This window comes from Streptomyces sp. NPDC021019, from assembly GCF_044333295.1.
Classification (GTDB): domain Bacteria; phylum Actinomycetota; class Actinomycetes; order Streptomycetales; family Streptomycetaceae; genus Streptomyces.
Genome location: NZ_JBIRQR010000003.1, coordinates 455,954 through 471,802, shown reverse-complemented (window position 1 = coordinate 471,802; position 15,849 = coordinate 455,954). Strand labels below are relative to the sequence as shown.

Genomic DNA, 15,849 nt, shown 5'->3' with positions numbered 1-15,849 from the left:
ACTGACGAAATTAAAGGGGTTCCATCATGGCCGACATCACCCGGCGCTTCGGCTGGCGCCACCTGCGCTCCGCGCCCACCGCCCACATCCGCCACCACCACCGCGGCCGGCTCACCCACGACGGCCAGGGGCTCAGCTTCTGGTACCGGTCACTGTCGGCGGCGCTCTCCGAAGTGCCGGTCGACGACCGGGAGCTGGCCATGGCGTTCCACGCCCGTACGGCCGACTTCCAGGACGTCACCGTGCAGGCCACCGTCACCTACCGGATCAGCGATCCGGCCGAGGCGGCGAACCGGCTCGACTTCTCCGTGGATCCGGACACCGGGAGCTGGCGCGGCGCACCGCTGGAACAGATCGCCACCCTCCTCACCGAGACCGCGCAGCAGCACACGCTGGACGTTCTGGCCCGCACCCCGCTCGCGGCGGCCCTGGTCGACGGCGTCGCCTCCGTACGCGAACGGGTCGCCACCGGTCTCACCGCCGAGCCCCGCCTCCCGGCCACCGGCATCGACGTGGTGGCCGTGCGCGTCGTCGCGATCCGCCCCGAGGCCGAGGTCGAGCGCGCCCTGCGCACCCCGGCCCGCGAGCAGATCCAGCAGGAGGCGGACCGGGCCACCTACGAACGGCGGGCCGTGGCCGTCGAGCGGGAGCGCACCATCGCCGAGAACGAGCTGGCCAGCCAGATCGAACTGGCCCGGCGCGAGGAGCAGCTGGTCGACCAGCGCGGCACCAACGCCCGCCGCGAGGCCGAGGAGAAGGCCGCGGCCGACGGCGTACGGACCGAGGCGGAGGCTGCCCGCAAGGTGCGCCTGGCCCGCGCGGAGGCCGAGGCGGCGCGCGAGACGGGCGCGGCGCGGGCCGAGGCCCAGGCCGCCTGGCTGCGGGTGCACGGCGACGCCGATCCGGCCACGCTGCACGCCCTGGCGGCGACCCGGCTCGCGGAGAACCTGCCGCGCGTCGAGAGCATCACCCTCTCCCCCGACGTACTCACCGGGCTGCTCGCCAGGCTCGGCCGTCCGGAAGGCGGGGCGGGCGCGTGAGCCTGGCGCCCCGGGCGGTGATCGTCCACCGGCGGACGGAGTACGAGGAGCTGCTCGCCCGGCACGGGACGCACGGGCAGGCCGCGTTCTTCCTGTCCAGCCGGGGGCGCTCGATCGACGAGGTGGCCCGCCGCCACGAGGACACCCGGCGGGCGCTGCGGGAGGTGGCGGCGGCGGTGCCGCTCACCTGGCGCAGCTCCCGGGTGGAGCGGGCGGACCTGGACCGCTTCCTGTTCGCCCCGGAGGACGTGGTGGTCGTGGTCGGCCAGGACGGGCTGGTCGCCAACACCGCGAAGTACCTGTCCGGGCAGCCGGTCGTGGGCATCGACACCGACCCGGGGCGCAACCCCGGCGTCCTGGTCCGCCACCGCCACGCCGACGCGGCCGCCCTGCTGCGCGCCGCGACCGCAGGCGGAGGGAGCGCCGAGGAGCTGACCATGGTCGAGGCCGTCGCCGACGACACGCAGCGCCTCCTCGCCCTGAACGAGATCTATCTCGGGCCACCCGGCCACCAGACGGCCCGCTACCGCCTGGGCCCCGACGGCGGGAGCGCCCCCGGCGAAGCCCAGGCCTCCTCCGGGGTGCTGGTCGGCACCGGCACGGGAGCCACCGGGTGGCTCCGCTCGCTGTGGCTGGAGCGCGGCGGCACCCTGGCTCTGCCCGCTCCGTGCGACGCGCGCCTCCTGTGGTTCGTGCGCGAGGCCTGGCCCTCGCCGGCGACCGGGACGTCCAGGGTGGCGGGCGAGCTGGGGCGCGGACAGGGGCTGCGGCTGACCGTGGAGTCGGACCGGGTCGTGGTCTTCGGGGACGGGATGGAGTCCGACGCCCTGGAGCTGACCTGGGGGCAGAGCGTACGGCTCGGCATCGCGGAGAGGTCGCTGCGCCTGGTGACATGAGCGCACCCGCCACCGCCGCCCCGGCCGCCCCGGACCGCTTCGCTACGGTGGTCGGGACCCGGACCCGGACCCGGGCCCGGCGCCGAAGAGCGGAGAACCAGCACCATGTCAGCCGACCCTGCCACCGAGCCCGCCCGCAACACCCGCCCGCCCACGGCACAGGCGGCCCTCGGGGTCGGCGTGATCGTCGAGGACGGCCGGGGACGCGTACTGCTGGGCCGGCACCACGGCGGTACGTGGGAGCTGCCGGGCGGGAAGGTCGACGCGACGCGCGAGTCGATCGCCGCCGCGGCCGCCCGGGAGCTGCGCGAGGAGACGGGACTGGTGGTCGACGAGGCGGCCGTGGACGTCGTCGCGATGGTCCACGACGTGATCGGCGGGATCAACCGCATCAGCATGGCGGCCGTCGTGCGGCTCGCCGCCGGCGTCCCCGAGGTGACCGAACCGCACCTGATCAGCGCCTGGCGGTGGACCGAGCCGGAGGAACTGCCGACCCCGTTGTTCGACCCGTCGGCCCAGATCCTCGCCGTCTGGCGACCGGAGCTGGGCATCACCCACCCGCCCGCGCATGTGCTGCGCATCGCCCCGGGCGAGAACCGCCCCTGACGCACCGCTTCTCCGCCCGCGCACCTCTCCCCGCACTCACGGATGCGGAGCAATCAGACCCACTGTATGAATAGGGGACCATCCGTGCGATAGGGAGTAGGCCCATGGACGACTACCCGCTCCTGGACGTCTTTCTGACCATGCTGTACCTGTTCCTCTGGGTCATGTGGTTCTTCTTGCTGTTCAAGGTCGTCACCGACCTCTTCCGGGACCACTCGCTGAGCGGCTGGGCCAAGGCGGGCTGGCTGGTCCTCGTCATCCTGCTGCCGTACCTGGGCGTGCTGATCTACCTGATCGTCCGCGGTCGCAGCATGCGCGAACGCGACGAGAAGCTGGCCAAGGACTCGGAGGCGGCGTTCCGCACCTACGTGCGCGAAGCCGCGACGAGCCAGGGCGGATCCGGGGGCAGCGGCCATGTGCAGGATCTGGCGAAACTCGCCGAACTCAAGGACAAGGGTGCGCTCAACCCCGAGGAGTACGAGCGGGCGAAGGCGAAGCTGCTCGCCTGAGGCAGGGCTCCTCCCTCGCCCGGAGGCCGAGGACCGGAGCCCTGCTCGCGTGTTCTATCGTGGGGTGACCTTCGAGGAAGAGCAGGCGTACATGAGGCGAGCGACGACCCCCGCGGCGGCCACCGTCGCGCTGCGCGGTCTGCTCGTGCTCCTGGTGGCCGTGGTCGGCCTGCTCTGTCTGGTCGGCGGGTCCTCGCCGCAGGACGCGCCCCCTTCCGGCTCGATCTCCGTAGCTCAGGCGACCGCGGCTACCGCCGCGCAGCCCTCGGTCGACGAGGGATTCACTCCGTGCGGCAAGAAACTGATGGTCGCCGAGGACGTCGCGCCGCGCTCCGACACCGCCGCGGGGTCCGTCCCCGCGGCCGGTTCGCCGCAGTGGACGGAAGGACCCGTGCCGACGGCCGGTTCGGGCGCCGCGTTCTGCCGCGGCGGCCCCGCGCCACCCCATCCCCCCACCACCTTCTCCGTTCTGCGGATGTAGGCCGGCCCTCGCGGTCGCGTCCTTCATCTCTTCCATCCGGAAACGGAGATTTCCGCATGTCCTCTTCCCGGCGCTCCTGGAGCCGGGCGGGCGAGGCGCTGCGCGCGTGGCAGGCCGGGCAGTGGCTGGTGGCGGGGCTCGGCGCCCTGGCCACGGCCGTCGCCGTCGGCGTGCCCACCGATGTGGTGCCCACCCCCCTGTTCGGCCGCTCGGTCCCCGTGCAGTGGTGGAACTATCCCGCCCTCGCCCTCACCGCCGTCCTGGCCGGCCTCGTGCTGAGCACGTACGTCCGCCCGTCGGCCGCGCCCCCGGCCGCACCCCCGCCCACGCAGCCTCCCGGGACCGTCCGGGACGGCCGTATGGGGGCCCTCGGCGGGGTGCTGTCCTTCTTCGCTGTGGGCTGCCCCGTCTGCAACAAGCTCGTGCTCGTCCTCCTCGGGTCGTCCGGCGCGCTGAGCTACTGGGCCCCCCTGCAGCCGCTGTTCGCCGTCGCGTCCGTCGCGCTGCTCGCGGAAGCGGCGCTGCGGCGCCTCTCCACCCAGAGCGAGTGCCCGGTCACGGCTGCGGCCTGACGTCCTCGGCCGCCCCTCCTCCTCCCTCGCACCTCTCATCATCAGAGGCATTCCATGACTGCATCACCCTCCTCCCCTTCTTCGTCCTCTTCCTCCTCTTCCTCCTCCTCGGCTTCCTCGCCGGCCCGCCGTGTCCTCCGTGACCGCCGAAAGACCTACGCGGCCGGAGCTCTCCTCCTGGCTGCCGCGGCCACCGCCGCCTTCGCGCTCACGCTCGACGGCTCCGACGGCGACCGCGATCCCGGAGCGCGGGGCGCCACCTCGGCGGAGTCCGGCTCCGCGACCCCCGCTCCCGCCGACGAGAGTCTGCTCGCGCTCGCCCGCCGGGACGCCTCCGACGCGCTCGCGGTCGGCCGGGCCGACGCGCCGGTGGTGATGATCGAGTACTCGGACTTCCAGTGCCCCTTCTGCGGCCGGTTCGCCCGCGAGACCAAGCCGGAGCTGCTGCGCCGTTACGTCGACGAGGGCACCCTGCGCATCGAGTGGCGCAACTTTCCCGTCTTCGGCGAGGAGTCCCAGCAGGCCGCGCTGGCCGGATGGGCCGCGGGCCGTCAGAAGAAGTTCTGGGAGTTCCACGACGTGGTCTACGCCGAGCCCCGGGAGCGCAATTCCGGTGAGTTCAGCGCTGACAGGCTGGCCGCCATGGCGCGCGAGGCCGGAGTGCCGGACCTCGCGAAGTTCCGCTCGGACATGGCGTCCGACCAGGCGCGTGAAGCCGTCGAAAAGGACCAGGACGAGGGATTCGGCCTGGGTGTCAGCAGCACTCCCGCGTTTCTCGTGAACGGCAAGCCCATTCTGGGAGCCCAGCCGACGTCCACCTTCGAGGACGCCATCGAGGCGGCGGCGCGGTGAGCGACGTCGGCCTGGCCATGGCGTTCCTCGGGGGGCTGCTGGCCCTGCTCAGCCCGTGCAGCGCACTTCTGCTGCCGGCGTTCTTCGCGTACTCGTTCACCAGCCGTACACGGCTCGTGGTGAGGACCGGCGTGTTCTACGCCGGACTGTGCACGACGCTGGTCCCCCTCGGGGTCGCCGGTTCGTTCGCCGGCCGGCTCTTCTACGGGCACCGCGACGTCCTGATCGCGGTGGGAGGGTGGACGCTGATCGTGCTCGGTGTCGCGCAGATCGCCGGCTTCGGGTTCGGCTCCCGGCGGCTGGCGCGGGCGGCGGGCAAGCGGCGCTCGGGCTCGTCCCTGTCCGTGTTCGCCCTGGGGGCTGTGTACGGGCTGGCGGGCTTCTGCGCCGGACCGATCCTCGGCGGCATCCTGACGGTCGCCGCCGTGGACGGCGACCCCGTGCACGGCGGTGTACTGCTGGCGGTCTACGCACTGGGAATGGCGGTGCCCGTCTTCGCCCTGGCTCTGTTGTGGGACCGGTTCGACCTCGGGCGCAGGCGTTGGCTGCGGGGCCGGGTGTTCAGGGTGGGTCCGCTGTCGCTGCACAGCACGACGACCGTGGGCGGTGCCCTGTTCGTGGTCCTCGGAGTGGTCTTCCTCGCGTTCGACGGCACGTCGGCGCTGCCCTCACTGCTGAGCACCGAGACCGAGTTCGCGTGGGAGGAACGCCTGTCCACGATCGGCGGGGCGGTCTCCGACCGGCTGTTGCTGCTGGCGCTGGCCGGAGTGGCCGCCCTCGGGGCCGCGGTCGTGCTCCTGCGCGACACAGCACGGCGGCCGGAGACGGAGGAGCGGGAAGAACAGGAGAAGGAGAAGGCGGCGCCACCCGATACGGAGACGACGACCATCCGCTGATGTGACGGGACCCGGGCCGGTGGACGTCGCCGTCATCGCCTTCGAGGGCAACCGGTTCGACGGCCAGGTCGTCCCCGCGCTGCGGGAGCTGCAACAGAAGCAGGCGGTGCGGATCCTCGATCTGGCCTTCGTCTCAAAGGCGTCGGACAGCTCGGTCACGGTGGTGGAGCTCACCGATCCGGGGGTGACCGAGACGCTGCGTCAGGTCACGGACGACCGGTTCGACCTGCTCAGCGACGAGGACCTGCGGACCGTGTCCGACTCGCTGGGTAACGGGTCCTCCGCACTCGTCGTGGCCTGGGAGAACACGTGGGCGGCGCGGCTGGCGGCAGCGGTGCGGGGGTCCGGGGGCGAGCTGGTGATAACGCGTTCCGCGGGACGCCGTCGTCGAGGCGATCGCATCACTCGACGGCAACTGACAGAGAAAGGAGACGGCCAGTCATGCCTCAACGATTCGGACGGCCCGGCCTGCTGGGCACCATCGCCCGTACCGCGGTCATCTCGGGCACCGCCACCGCGGTCTCCAACCGGGTGGAGCGTCGCGACCTGCGGCGCCAGGGGGTCGCGCAGACGCCGGCAGCCGTGCCCCCTCCCCCGGCACCGGCGGGCACGGACCGGGTGTCCCAACTGACCCAGCTCGCCGACCTCAAGGCCCAGGGGCTGCTCACCGACGAGGAGTTCGCCACCGAGAAGGCCCGCGTCCTGGGGTCCTGAGCGGCCGCCCCGCGTCGGGCTCCAGGTGGTTCCACAGGTGAACGGGTCGGCCCGGACCGTGCTCGGTCCGGGCCGACCCGTTCGGCTGCTCGCCGGTCTCCGGTGGCTCGGCCCTCAGTGGGCCCGACCCGCGCGGACGTCTTCCCGGTGCGGTGCCGGGCCGGGAGGCAGGTCGGTTCCGGAGTCCCGCCGTACGGGCGGCGAGGCCGGTGCGGCGCCCCGGTCGAAGGCCGCGCCGATGACGACCACCACGGCTCCGGCGACGAGGACTAGGGAGACGCCCCAGGTGGCGTTGGTCGCGCTGGCCCCGACGATGGCCAGGGCCGCCAGCGGCGCCAGTCCGCCCGAGAGCGCGGCGCCGATCTCCCGCCCCGTGCCGACTCCGCTGACCCGGACGTCCGGCGGGAACTGGCGGGAGAGCAGCGAACCCTGCGGAGCGAACATGGCCGGCGCGAGCAGGCCCGTCGCGATGATCAGGCACAGCCAGATCAGGATCGAGTTCCCTGTGTCGAGCAGGACGAAGAACGGGAAGGCGAAGAGCGCCGAGGCGATGCCGCCGACCGCCAGCACCCGGCGGCTGCCGAAGCGGTCGCTGGCCCAGCCGAAGATCGGCACGGTGACGATGGCGGTGGCGCTGGCCAGGGTGATCCCGAAGGCGCCGACGCTCGCCGAGACGTCTTGGAAGTCCGAGAGGTAGGCCAGCGAGAAGGTCTTGAAGATGTAGCTGAGGGCGTTGTATCCCAACGAGACGGCGAGGACCACGAGAAGGCCGCGCCGCTCCTTGCGCAGCAGGGTGACGAACGGCATCTGCGGGGCGACTTCCCGCTCCTGCTTCTTCTGGCTGTCGTGGAAGTCGCGCGACTCCGGCACGCGGCGCCGGACCCACAGGCCCACCCCGGCCAGGGCGAAGCTCGCGACGAACGGGACACGCCAGCCCCAGGACAGCAGCGCCTCCTCGTCCAGAGTCGTCAGCACCGTGACGGTCAACGACGACATCAGCAGCCCGAGGTTGAGCCCCAGGGCCGGCCAGGCGCCCTGGCGGCCGCGCCGGTTCTCGTCGGCATGCTCGTAGGCGACGACCGCCGCACTGCTGTACTCGGCTCCGGCGCCGAGGCCCTGGAAGATGCGCAGGATCACCAGGGCGACGGGGGCCGCGAGTCCGGCGGTCCCGTACGTGGGCAGCAGCCCGATCAGCCCGGTGGAGACGCCCATCAGGACGAAGGTGATGATCAGTACGTTCCGCCGGCCGATGCGGTCCGCGAGGTGTCCGAACAGGATGCCGCCCAGCGGACGGGCCAGGAACCCGGCCGCGAAGGTGGCGAAGGCGGCCATCGTGCCGGTCGTGCCGTCGGTCTGCGGGAAGAAGATCTTGCCGAAGACCAGGGCGGCCATGGAGGCGTAGAGATAGAAGTCGTACCACTCCAGCGCGGAGCCCACGATGGTGGCGGTGGCCACGCGGCGGCGGGCTGTGGCGGGGGATGGTCCGGGATCCTGCGTGGCTGCGTGCGGGGCGTTCGCCATGGGCTGTCCTCGATCACCGTTGAAGAAGAGGGGGATAGGGGGAGAGGGGGGAGGGAAACGAAGGGAAGGGAATGCGGAGGAAGAGAGCGGGGCGGGGAGCGGGGCGGGGAGCGGGGCGGGGCGGGAGCGTTCAGACCGCGGCGGACTCTTCCCGTACGGTCCGCGCGGAGTCCCCGTGGCCGAGTTGATCGAAGACGTCGGCCGCGATCCGGCCGCCGATGGGGAGACTCGATGTGGCCGCGGGCGACGGCGCGTTGAGCACATGGACGGCGCGGGGGGTACGGCTGATGACGAAGTCGTCGACCAGTCGCCCGTCCGCCGTGACCGCTTGCGCCCGTACGCCGCTACCGTGGCGCCGCATGTCCCTGCTCTCGATCTCCGGGAGCAGGCGGCGGACGTCGCGGACGAACAGCGGCCAGATCAGCGACCGGCTGATCTCGGTGACCCCGTGGCGCCAGAAGTGTCGCGCGAGACCGCGCAGTGCGGGGTCCCGCAGCAGCTCGCCCACCATGCGGGGGTCGATGTCGCGCCAGCGGTAGCCCTGACGGGACAGCGCGGGTACGGCGTTGGGCCCCACATGGACCGAACCGTCGAGCATGGGTGTGATGTGCACGCCGAGAAAGGGCAGCTCGGGGTCGGGCACGGGGTACACCGGATTGTTGACCAGCCCCCGTCGGCCGGGCCTGATCTCGGCGTACTCGCCGCGGAAGGGCATGATCCGCACCGTCGGGCGGTCACCGACGGCGGCCGCCACCTTGTCGCTGTGCAGACCCGCGCAGTTGACCAGGACCCGGGCCCGGAGTTCCTCGCCGGGCGTGCGGATCACGGTACGGCCCTCGGCCTCGGCGAAGGAGAGGGCGGGTGACCGGGTGCGCAGGTCGGCGCCGAGTCCGGTCAGCTCGGCCGCCAGCGCGCGGCAGACCTGGCCGAAGTCGGTCATGGCGGTGTCGGCCACCGACAGCGCGGCCACCCCGGCGACATGCGGTTCCCGCTCGGCGAACTCGGCGCGGCTCAGCCGCTGTACGGTGACGCCGTTCGCCCGGCCGCGCTCCGCGAGGGCCTCCAGGCCGGGGAGTTGGGCCGTGGACGTGGCCACCACGAGCTTTCCGGTGCGCTTGACGGGCACCTCGTGCCGCTCGCAGTACCGGATCATCTCCTCGCCCCCGGCCCGGGCCAGCCGGGCCTTGAGGGAGCCGGGCGCGTAGTACAGGCCGCTGTGGATGACGTTGCTGTTGTGCCCGGACTGGTGGGCGCCCCAGTGCGCCTCCTTCTCCAGGACCGTGACGGACAGGCCGGGCCGGGCACGCAGCAGCGCCCGGGCCGTGGCGAGTCCGAGCAGTCCTCCCCCGATGACGGCGACATCTATGGCACGTGACATCCGACGGCCTTTCTGGTGGCTCTGATGGCTCTGATGGCTTTGATGGCTCTCTGGCAACGCGAACACGACATCGCAGCGGCTGTATACATTCGCTGCGGGAAAGGCGAATGTATACAGCCGCTGCGACGGTGCACAAGAGATAGAGTGAGACGGTGACCCGACCAGTCCGGACCCCCAGCAGTACGAGGAACGGCGCCGCCGTCATCGCGGAACGGCTACGTACGTCCATCCGCGACGGCGAACTGCTCCCAGGCACCCGTCTGGTGCAGGAGAAGCTCGCGGCCGAGCTGAAGGTGAGCCGCATTCCGCTGCGTGAGGCCCTGCACACGCTGGCGGCCGAAGGCCTGATCGAGGTTCAGCCGCAGCGCGGCATGCTCGTGGCGGAGCTCAGCCACGGCGAGATCGCCGAACTCTTCGAACTGCGCCTGCAGATGGAACCGCCGCTGGCCGAGGAGATCGTGCGCGGCTGCCGCGACCGGGACATCGACGAACTCCAGGAGATCGCCGACGAGATGTGCCGCCGAGGCGCGGACGCCGCGGGCCGGGCCTCCCTCAACTACGAGTTCCACCGGCGCGTCTACGCCCTGTCCGAACGGCGGCTCACGCTGCGCTTCGTCGACCAGTTGCTGCACCTCGTCGAGCCGTACAGCCGGCGCTGGGTGCGCTCGGGCCACGACCTGGAACGGATCGACGACGAGCACCAGCGCATGGTCGACGCGTTGCGCGACCGTGACGCGCCGGCACTGCGCCGCGTGATCGTCGCGCATGTCGAAGGCGCCCGCGACCACGTCATGGCCGCCCACCAAGGGCCGTGACCCCCGGCCCGCGGGTTCCGCGGGCCGGGTCGCCGGGTCGGCGGGTCGGCGGGCCGCCGGGTCGGGGTGCTACGGAGTGACGACGGCGAAGTCGGGGTCGGGCGTGCCGAGATGGCCGAGGAGGACGCTCAGGGCCCCGATGTCCCCGGTGATCTCCACGTCCGGCCGTCCCGGCAGTTCGTCCGGCCGTACGGCACCGAGCAGTACCGCCCGCAGGGCGGCTTCGTCGAGACCCACCGTGACGTCGGGTTCGGCGGCCGCCGGACCGGTGCCGGTCACATGGGTGAGCACGCCGTTGCGCAGCCGCAGGGTGAGGGGCTCGCTCCGGGGCAGTTTCCAGCGCACGGCGATGTCCGCGTCCCAGCTGCCCGGCCCGTCCACCCGGATGGCGAGGGAGTCGCAGAGCTGTTCGAGGGTCAGGACCGCCAGCAGGTCGGGCGCGACGGTCGAGGTGGGCGTGCCGACGGAGCCATGGCGCAACTCCAGCGCGCCCATCAGGTAGAAGTTGCGCCACGTGCCGTTCTCGCTGCCGTATCCGAGCTGTTCCAGCGCGTCGGCCTGCAGCTCCCGTGCCGCGGTGTCGCCCGGGTCGGCGAAGATCACGTGGTTGACGACCTGCACCACCCAGCGGAAGTCGCCGTCGGCGTAGGAGCGGCGGGCACGCTTCAGCACCTCGTCCGCGCCGCCCATGAGGTCCACGTAGCGCCGGGCGGCCTCGGCGGGCGGGTGCTCCCACAGATGGGCCGGATTGCCGTCGAACCAGCCCAGGTAACGCTGGTAGATCGCCTTGGTGTTGTGGCTCACGGATCCGTAGTAGCCGTGGGTGTGCCAGGCCCGTTCCAGGGCCGGGGGCATCACGATCTCCTCCGCGATCTCCGGTCCCGTCAGCCCCTGATTGAGCATGCGCAGGGTCTGGTCGTGCAGGTAGGCGTACACGTCGCGCTGTTCGGTCAGGAACGCCAGGACGCGGTCGCGGCCCCAGACCGGCCAGTGGTGCGAGGCGAAGGCGACGTCGGAGGAGTCGACGAAGAGGTCGACCGCCTCGGTCAGATACCGGGCCCAGACCCTGGGGTCGCGGACCTCCGCGCCCCGCAGGGTCAGCAGATTGTGCAGGTTGTGGGTGGCGTTCTCCGCCATGCACAGGGCCGCGTGGTCGGGGAAGTGGATGTTCAGCTCCGCCGGAGCCTCGGTGCCGGGGGTGAGTTGGAAGACCATCCGGATGCCGTCGACCGTCTCCGTCTGCCCGGAGCGGGTGATGTCCGCGGTCGGGGGGATCAGGCCGACCGCGCCGGTGGAGAGGGTCTGGCCGAGACCGGCCCCGATCTGCCCGCGTGCGCTCTTGGGCAGGGCGGCGCCGTACATGTAGGCGGCACGGCGGTTCATGGCCGTGCCCGCGTAGACGTTCTCGCTGACGGCGTGCTCCAGGAAACCGTGCGGGGCGAGCACCGGGACGCCGTTCGCCACGTCCTCGTCGCCGATGACTCCCCTCACTCCGCCGAAGTGGTCGGCGTGGCTGTGGGTGTAGAGGACGCCGGTGACCGGCCGGTCGCCGCGGTGGCCCCGGTACAGCGCAAGGCCGGCGGCGGCCGTCTCCGCGCACAGCAGCGGGTCGATGACCAGAATTCCGTGCTCGCCCTCGACGATCGTCATGTTCGACAGGTCGAAGCCGCGCACCTGGTAGATGCCCTCGGTCACCTCGAAGAGGCCGTGGTCGGAGCAGAGCCGGCTCTGCCGCCACAGGCTCGGGTTGGCCGTGTCCGGGCACTCCTGGTCGAGGAATCCGTAGGCGCCGAGGTCCCACACCGCACGCCCCTCGGCATCACGGATCACGTGCTCCTCGGCCGTGCCCATGAAGCCGCGCCGCGCATCGTCGAGATCCTGGCCGTCGCCGAAGGGGTAGTTCTGCCGGACTGCCTCGTTCGCCCGCGCGACGGCACGCTCGGCGGGCTTGGCGTCGGTGTTCCGAACCATCTCGAACTCCTTCGGGGCAGCGGACAGGAGACCCGGTCCGGAAGGACTCGGCCAGTGCCAGCCTCACCCCGCGCATCCGTGGGCACGAGCGGATGTGGGCTGTCCGGGGGAACCGCCGCGGGCCCGGCGCCGGTTTCCGCGGGAGAGGGGCCGCACAGCGGTGGGCCCGGCCGACCGGCCCTCCCACCGGCTCACCTCGGCGACGGCCGGCGGGTGTCGCCGTGGATGACGGGGTGTGGCCACTGTGTGATAATCGCGAGCGATCATTCATGCAACGCGCGGACAGGGTCCGGGGCCGTCCTGCGGGCGCACCCCGCACCGGGCCCTGCTTCCCCAGGGAGAGGACCGGCCCGATGGTGAACGAACAGGGGCCGGAGCCTACGGAGACTCCCTCGTCGTCCGATGAGCCGACGGCGGGCACGACCGGAAAGCGGACGCCGCCCGCGAGCACGGTGCAGATCGTGGACCACGCCCTGCTGGTGCTCAAGACGATCGCCGAGGCCGACCGGCCGCGCGGGCTGCGTGAGCTGAGCCGGGACCTGGAGATCAGCAAGAGCTCCACCCAGCGGATCCTCGCCTCGCTGGAGCGCGTCGGGCTCGCCGTCGTCGACGAGAACTCGCGCAAGTACGTGATCGGGCCGGCCGCGCTCACCCTCGCCTGGCGACACGCCGCCAACAGCGACCTGGTGAGCGCCGCGTCCGAGGCGACGGCCCGCATCGCCGCGGCGACGGGAGAGACCGCATGCGTCTCGGCCGTCGTGGACGGGCGCCGGGTGACGGTGTACGAGGTGGAGAGCTCCCAGCCGCTCCGGCTGATCACGGGGGTCGGCAGGCCCTACTCCCTCTTCTCCGGCGCGACGGGTCGCGTACTGCTGTCGATGCTGCCCGAGGACCATCTGGAGCACCTGGTGGGCGAGCACGTCTCCGCGACCGGCGCGACGGACGCGACGGAGATCGTCGACCGGGTCGCCGCCGCCCGCGACCGGGGTTACGCCTTCAGTCGCGGCGAGTGGATCATGGGCGGATGCGGGGTGGCCGTGCCCATCGCGACCCAGGGCACCGTCACCGCGGCACTGAGCATCTACGGCCCCGAGGCGCGACTCGCGGACCAGCGGATGGCCGAGCTGGTCCCGCTCCTCCGGTCGGCCGCGGCCCAGATCGCCATCCGCTGGCGCCAGCCCGCCTGATCCGCACACGCTGACGCGTTTCCGCGGCGAGCCGGGCGGGCGGCGACCTCCCGCCGGCAGGGCCGTGTGACCCCCGAGCCCCGTGCCGAGCCGGCGCGCCGAACGTCGGACGCGCCCCGGCCGAAGGACGGCCCCGATCCAGACGCCATCGCACCCAGCCGTTCCGCCCGCGAACCGCCCGTCGTGCTGACGGGCGCCGGAAATCGCCCGGCGCAGGCCCGCGCACGCTCGTGACCCCGCGCCCGCCCGGGTAGAGGCCTGCCTCCCGCCGTGCCGCCACCGCACGCTCGGCGGCACTTCTTCGAGCCAAAAACCTACCCATTGACCTGACCAAAACGCGTAGGTACATTGTCCCAAACAATCTGGTCCACTGTCCCAGATTGTTCGACAAGACCGTCGACCTCGGCTGACCGCCGGGAAAACGGGACCTTTGCCGCTGTACGGGCGACGTTCGCGCAGCAAGAATCCATGCACCATTTCAAGCCACTGCGAGCCCGCTCTACGCCTCACCCTTTCCGTATCTACAGCTCATTTCAGGAGAAATGCCCTATGATGCTCGGCTGGCGTGCACGAATCGGACAGATCCGCCCGGCGACCGCGATCGAAGGAGCGGAGGAGTGGCGCTCGGTCGCGCCCACCGGGGTGGCCTTCGCCGACGCCCGGACCATCGTTCCCCGCGTCGACGCCGAGGGCCTGCGCGAGATGATGAGCCAGGTGCTCGAAGCCTCCCGGCAACTCGCCACCGCCAAGGTGGACCTGATCGTGCAGTGCGGCGCGCCCGGCACCTTCATCCCGGGCCCCGGCACCGACGAGAAGGTCACGGACGAGATCAAGGCCGAGACCGGGATCCCGGCGATCACCATGATGCAGGCGACCGTCGACGCCCTGCGCGCCGTCGGCGCCACCTCCGTCGCCGTCGGCAGCATCTACACCGACGAGGTCAACGAGGCGCTGCGCGTGTACCTCACCGCCGTCGGCTTCGAGGTGCCCGTGATGGAGGGGCTCCAGATGACCGACCCCTACGAGGCCAGCGTCCACGACGCCGACAGCGCCTACCGGCTCGGGCGCAGGCTGCACAAGGCCGCCCCCGACGCCGACGCGCTGCTGATCTCCTGCGGCACCTACCGGACCTTCGAGATCCTGCCCTACCTCGAAATGGACACCGGCCGACCGGTGGTGACCAGCAATCAGGCGTCTCTCTGGAGCGCCCTGCGCACCCTGGGCCTCCGCGACGAGATCCCCGAGCTCGGCCGTCTCGGCCGCGAGGTCTGACACCGGACCGAAGGCACCACCGCACGGCGGTGGCATCGCCCACCGCACCCCATCGTCCACACCGAGTCGCACGGCCGGGCCGTCACTTCGCCCGGACCGCGTGGCTCACCTGCGAAGAGGAAAGCACGTGCTGGTAGACGCATTGCAGTTCGTCAAGCCCGCCCGCGAGCGTTTCGAGGAGTGGCACGCCGCCGGGATAGCCGGCGTTCACGCCACCGTCGCCATCTGGGAGGACTCCACCGAAACCATGCGCGAGGTCGGCCGCTGGCAGCGGCTGCTCGCGGAGAACCCCGACCTCCTCACGGAGGGCCGTACCGCCGACGACGTCCGCGCGGCCGGGAACGACGGCCGTACCGCCGTCATCCTCGGATTCCAGAACAGCAGCCCCTTCGAGGACGACCTCGACCTGGTCGGAGCCTTCCACCAGGCCGGGGTACGGATCTGCCAACTCACCTACAACACCCAGAACTCCGCCGGCGCGGGCTGCTGGGAGAGCGACGACGCGGGCCTCTCCCGCACCTACGGAGTCAACCTGATCAGGGAGATGAACCGGGTGGGCATGCTCATCGATGTCTCCCACTGCAACGAGCGCACCTCCCTCGAAGCGCTGGAGGCGTCCGAGCGACCGGTGGCGATCACCCACGCCAATCCCCGGGCGTTCGTGGGCGAGAACGTCGAGCTGGCCTTCCGCAACAAGTCCGACACGGTCCTCAAGAAGGCGGCCGAGTCCGGCGGCGTCGTGGGCCTGAGCATGTACCCGCGCATCGCCCCCAGCGGTGCCGGCTGCACCATCGACGAGTTCTGCGACATGGTCGCCTACACCGTCGACCTCGTCGGTGTCGACCACGTCGGGCTCGGCTCCGACTACTACGCCGGCCAGGGCGACGAGGAACTGCACTGGTGGCGGCAGGGGCGCTGGAGCCGCAAGCCCATGGTCCCCATCTCCGGACCGGTCGAGTTCCCCGAATGGTTCGCCGCGGGCAGTGGTTACGCCACCGTCCTGGAGCACCTGCGCAAGCGCGGGTTCAGCGAGAGCGAGGTCGAGCGGATCGCCGGCGACAACTGGCTGCGCCTGTTCGACGCCGGCTTCGTGGCCGATCCCCGGAACTGACGGCCGCCGAGAAGACGGCGTGGACACG

The 15,849-nt window shown here is 71.8% G+C and carries 16 protein-coding genes and 1 pseudogene; 14 read left to right on the top strand and 3 right to left on the bottom strand.

From position 1 onward, the window contains the following. Positions 1-26 precede the first annotated feature (26 nt). The 10 genes and pseudogenes from ACH4RG_RS19575 to ACH4RG_RS19530 all read left to right on the top strand — a co-directional run bounded on the left by ACH4RG_RS19575 (position 27) and on the right by ACH4RG_RS19530 (position 6,566). The gene (locus ACH4RG_RS19575) at positions 27-1,040 is read left to right on the top strand and encodes an SPFH domain-containing protein (RefSeq protein ID WP_397927187.1); all 1,014 of its coding nucleotides are present in this window, start codon (positions 27-29) and stop codon (positions 1,038-1,040) included. Continuing rightward, positions 1,037-1,936, top strand: coding sequence for a hypothetical protein (locus ACH4RG_RS19570; RefSeq protein ID WP_398539887.1), 900 nt, complete (start codon positions 1,037-1,039; stop codon positions 1,934-1,936). Before ACH4RG_RS19575 ends, ACH4RG_RS19570 begins: the two co-directional genes overlap by 4 nt. A gap of 105 nt (positions 1,937-2,041) precedes the next feature. Then, on the top strand, positions 2,042-2,542 hold the full coding sequence (locus ACH4RG_RS19565; RefSeq protein WP_397917628.1) for an NUDIX hydrolase: 501 nt from the start codon (positions 2,042-2,044) through the stop codon (positions 2,540-2,542). A 104-nt stretch (positions 2,543-2,646) separates the two neighbouring features. Next, on the top strand, positions 2,647-3,051 hold the full coding sequence (locus ACH4RG_RS19560; protein ID WP_397917627.1) for an SHOCT domain-containing protein: 405 nt from the start codon (positions 2,647-2,649) through the stop codon (positions 3,049-3,051). Between the two features lie 64 nt (positions 3,052-3,115). Next, positions 3,116-3,532, top strand: coding sequence for a hypothetical protein (locus ACH4RG_RS19555; RefSeq protein ID WP_397917626.1), 417 nt, complete (start codon positions 3,116-3,118; stop codon positions 3,530-3,532). Positions 3,533-3,588: 56 nt separating this feature from the next. Further along, the gene (locus tag ACH4RG_RS19550) at positions 3,589-4,104 is read left to right on the top strand and encodes a hypothetical protein (protein ID WP_397917625.1); all 516 of its coding nucleotides are present in this window, start codon (positions 3,589-3,591) and stop codon (positions 4,102-4,104) included. A gap of 54 nt (positions 4,105-4,158) precedes the next feature. Next, entirely contained in the window at positions 4,159-4,956 is a 798-nt protein-coding gene (locus ACH4RG_RS19545; RefSeq protein ID WP_397917624.1) for a DsbA family protein, read from the top strand. Next, a complete protein-coding gene (locus tag ACH4RG_RS19540) occupies positions 4,953-5,852 on the top strand; it encodes a cytochrome c biogenesis CcdA family protein (RefSeq protein WP_397917623.1) in 900 nt (299 codons plus the stop codon). The genes ACH4RG_RS19545 and ACH4RG_RS19540 overlap by 4 nt, the downstream gene beginning before the upstream one ends. Before the next feature lies 1 nt (position 5,853). Beyond that, positions 5,854-6,156 (top strand): annotated as a pseudogene (locus ACH4RG_RS19535) (DUF6325 family protein); the annotation flags it as partial. A gap of 137 nt (positions 6,157-6,293) precedes the next feature. Further along, positions 6,294-6,566: an SHOCT domain-containing protein gene (locus tag ACH4RG_RS19530; RefSeq protein ID WP_398162723.1), complete on the top strand. Its 273-nt coding sequence runs from the start codon at positions 6,294-6,296 to the stop codon at positions 6,564-6,566. A 114-nt stretch (positions 6,567-6,680) separates the two neighbouring features. On the opposite strand, the gene ACH4RG_RS19525 is transcribed toward ACH4RG_RS19530, so the two are convergent. Then, positions 6,681-8,021 carry an MFS transporter gene (locus ACH4RG_RS19525; RefSeq protein ID WP_397927184.1) on the bottom strand — a complete coding sequence of 447 codons (1,341 nt, stop codon included), beginning with the start codon at positions 8,019-8,021 and terminating at the stop codon, positions 6,681-6,683. 196 nt (positions 8,022-8,217) lie between these two features. Beyond that, positions 8,218-9,465, bottom strand: coding sequence for an L-2-hydroxyglutarate oxidase (gene lhgO, locus ACH4RG_RS19520; protein WP_397917620.1), 1,248 nt, complete (start codon positions 9,463-9,465; stop codon positions 8,218-8,220). A gap of 152 nt (positions 9,466-9,617) precedes the next feature. Between lhgO and ACH4RG_RS19515 the strand changes: the two genes are divergently transcribed. After that, positions 9,618-10,280, top strand: a complete 663-nt coding sequence (locus ACH4RG_RS19515) for a GntR family transcriptional regulator (RefSeq protein WP_397917619.1) — start codon at positions 9,618-9,620, stop codon at positions 10,278-10,280. A 69-nt stretch (positions 10,281-10,349) separates the two neighbouring features. Here ACH4RG_RS19515 and ACH4RG_RS19510 read toward each other — a convergent pair whose 3' ends face one another. Continuing rightward, positions 10,350-12,251, bottom strand: coding sequence for an alkyl/aryl-sulfatase (locus ACH4RG_RS19510; RefSeq protein WP_398539886.1), 1,902 nt, complete (start codon positions 12,249-12,251; stop codon positions 10,350-10,352). 353 nt (positions 12,252-12,604) lie between these two features. On the opposite strand from ACH4RG_RS19510, the gene ACH4RG_RS19505 reads away from it, so the two are divergent. The 3 genes from ACH4RG_RS19505 (at position 12,605) to ACH4RG_RS19495 (ending at position 15,821) form a co-directional block, all read left to right on the top strand. Beyond that, positions 12,605-13,438, top strand: a complete 834-nt coding sequence (locus ACH4RG_RS19505) for an IclR family transcriptional regulator (protein WP_397917617.1) — start codon at positions 12,605-12,607, stop codon at positions 13,436-13,438. Positions 13,439-13,987: 549 nt separating this feature from the next. After that, positions 13,988-14,710 carry an aspartate/glutamate racemase family protein gene (locus tag ACH4RG_RS19500; RefSeq protein WP_398539885.1) on the top strand — a complete coding sequence of 241 codons (723 nt, stop codon included), beginning with the start codon at positions 13,988-13,990 and terminating at the stop codon, positions 14,708-14,710. Positions 14,711-14,837: 127 nt separating this feature from the next. Beyond that, entirely contained in the window at positions 14,838-15,821 is a 984-nt protein-coding gene (locus tag ACH4RG_RS19495) for a dipeptidase (RefSeq protein WP_397917615.1), read from the top strand. Positions 15,822-15,849: the final 28 nt, after the last annotated feature.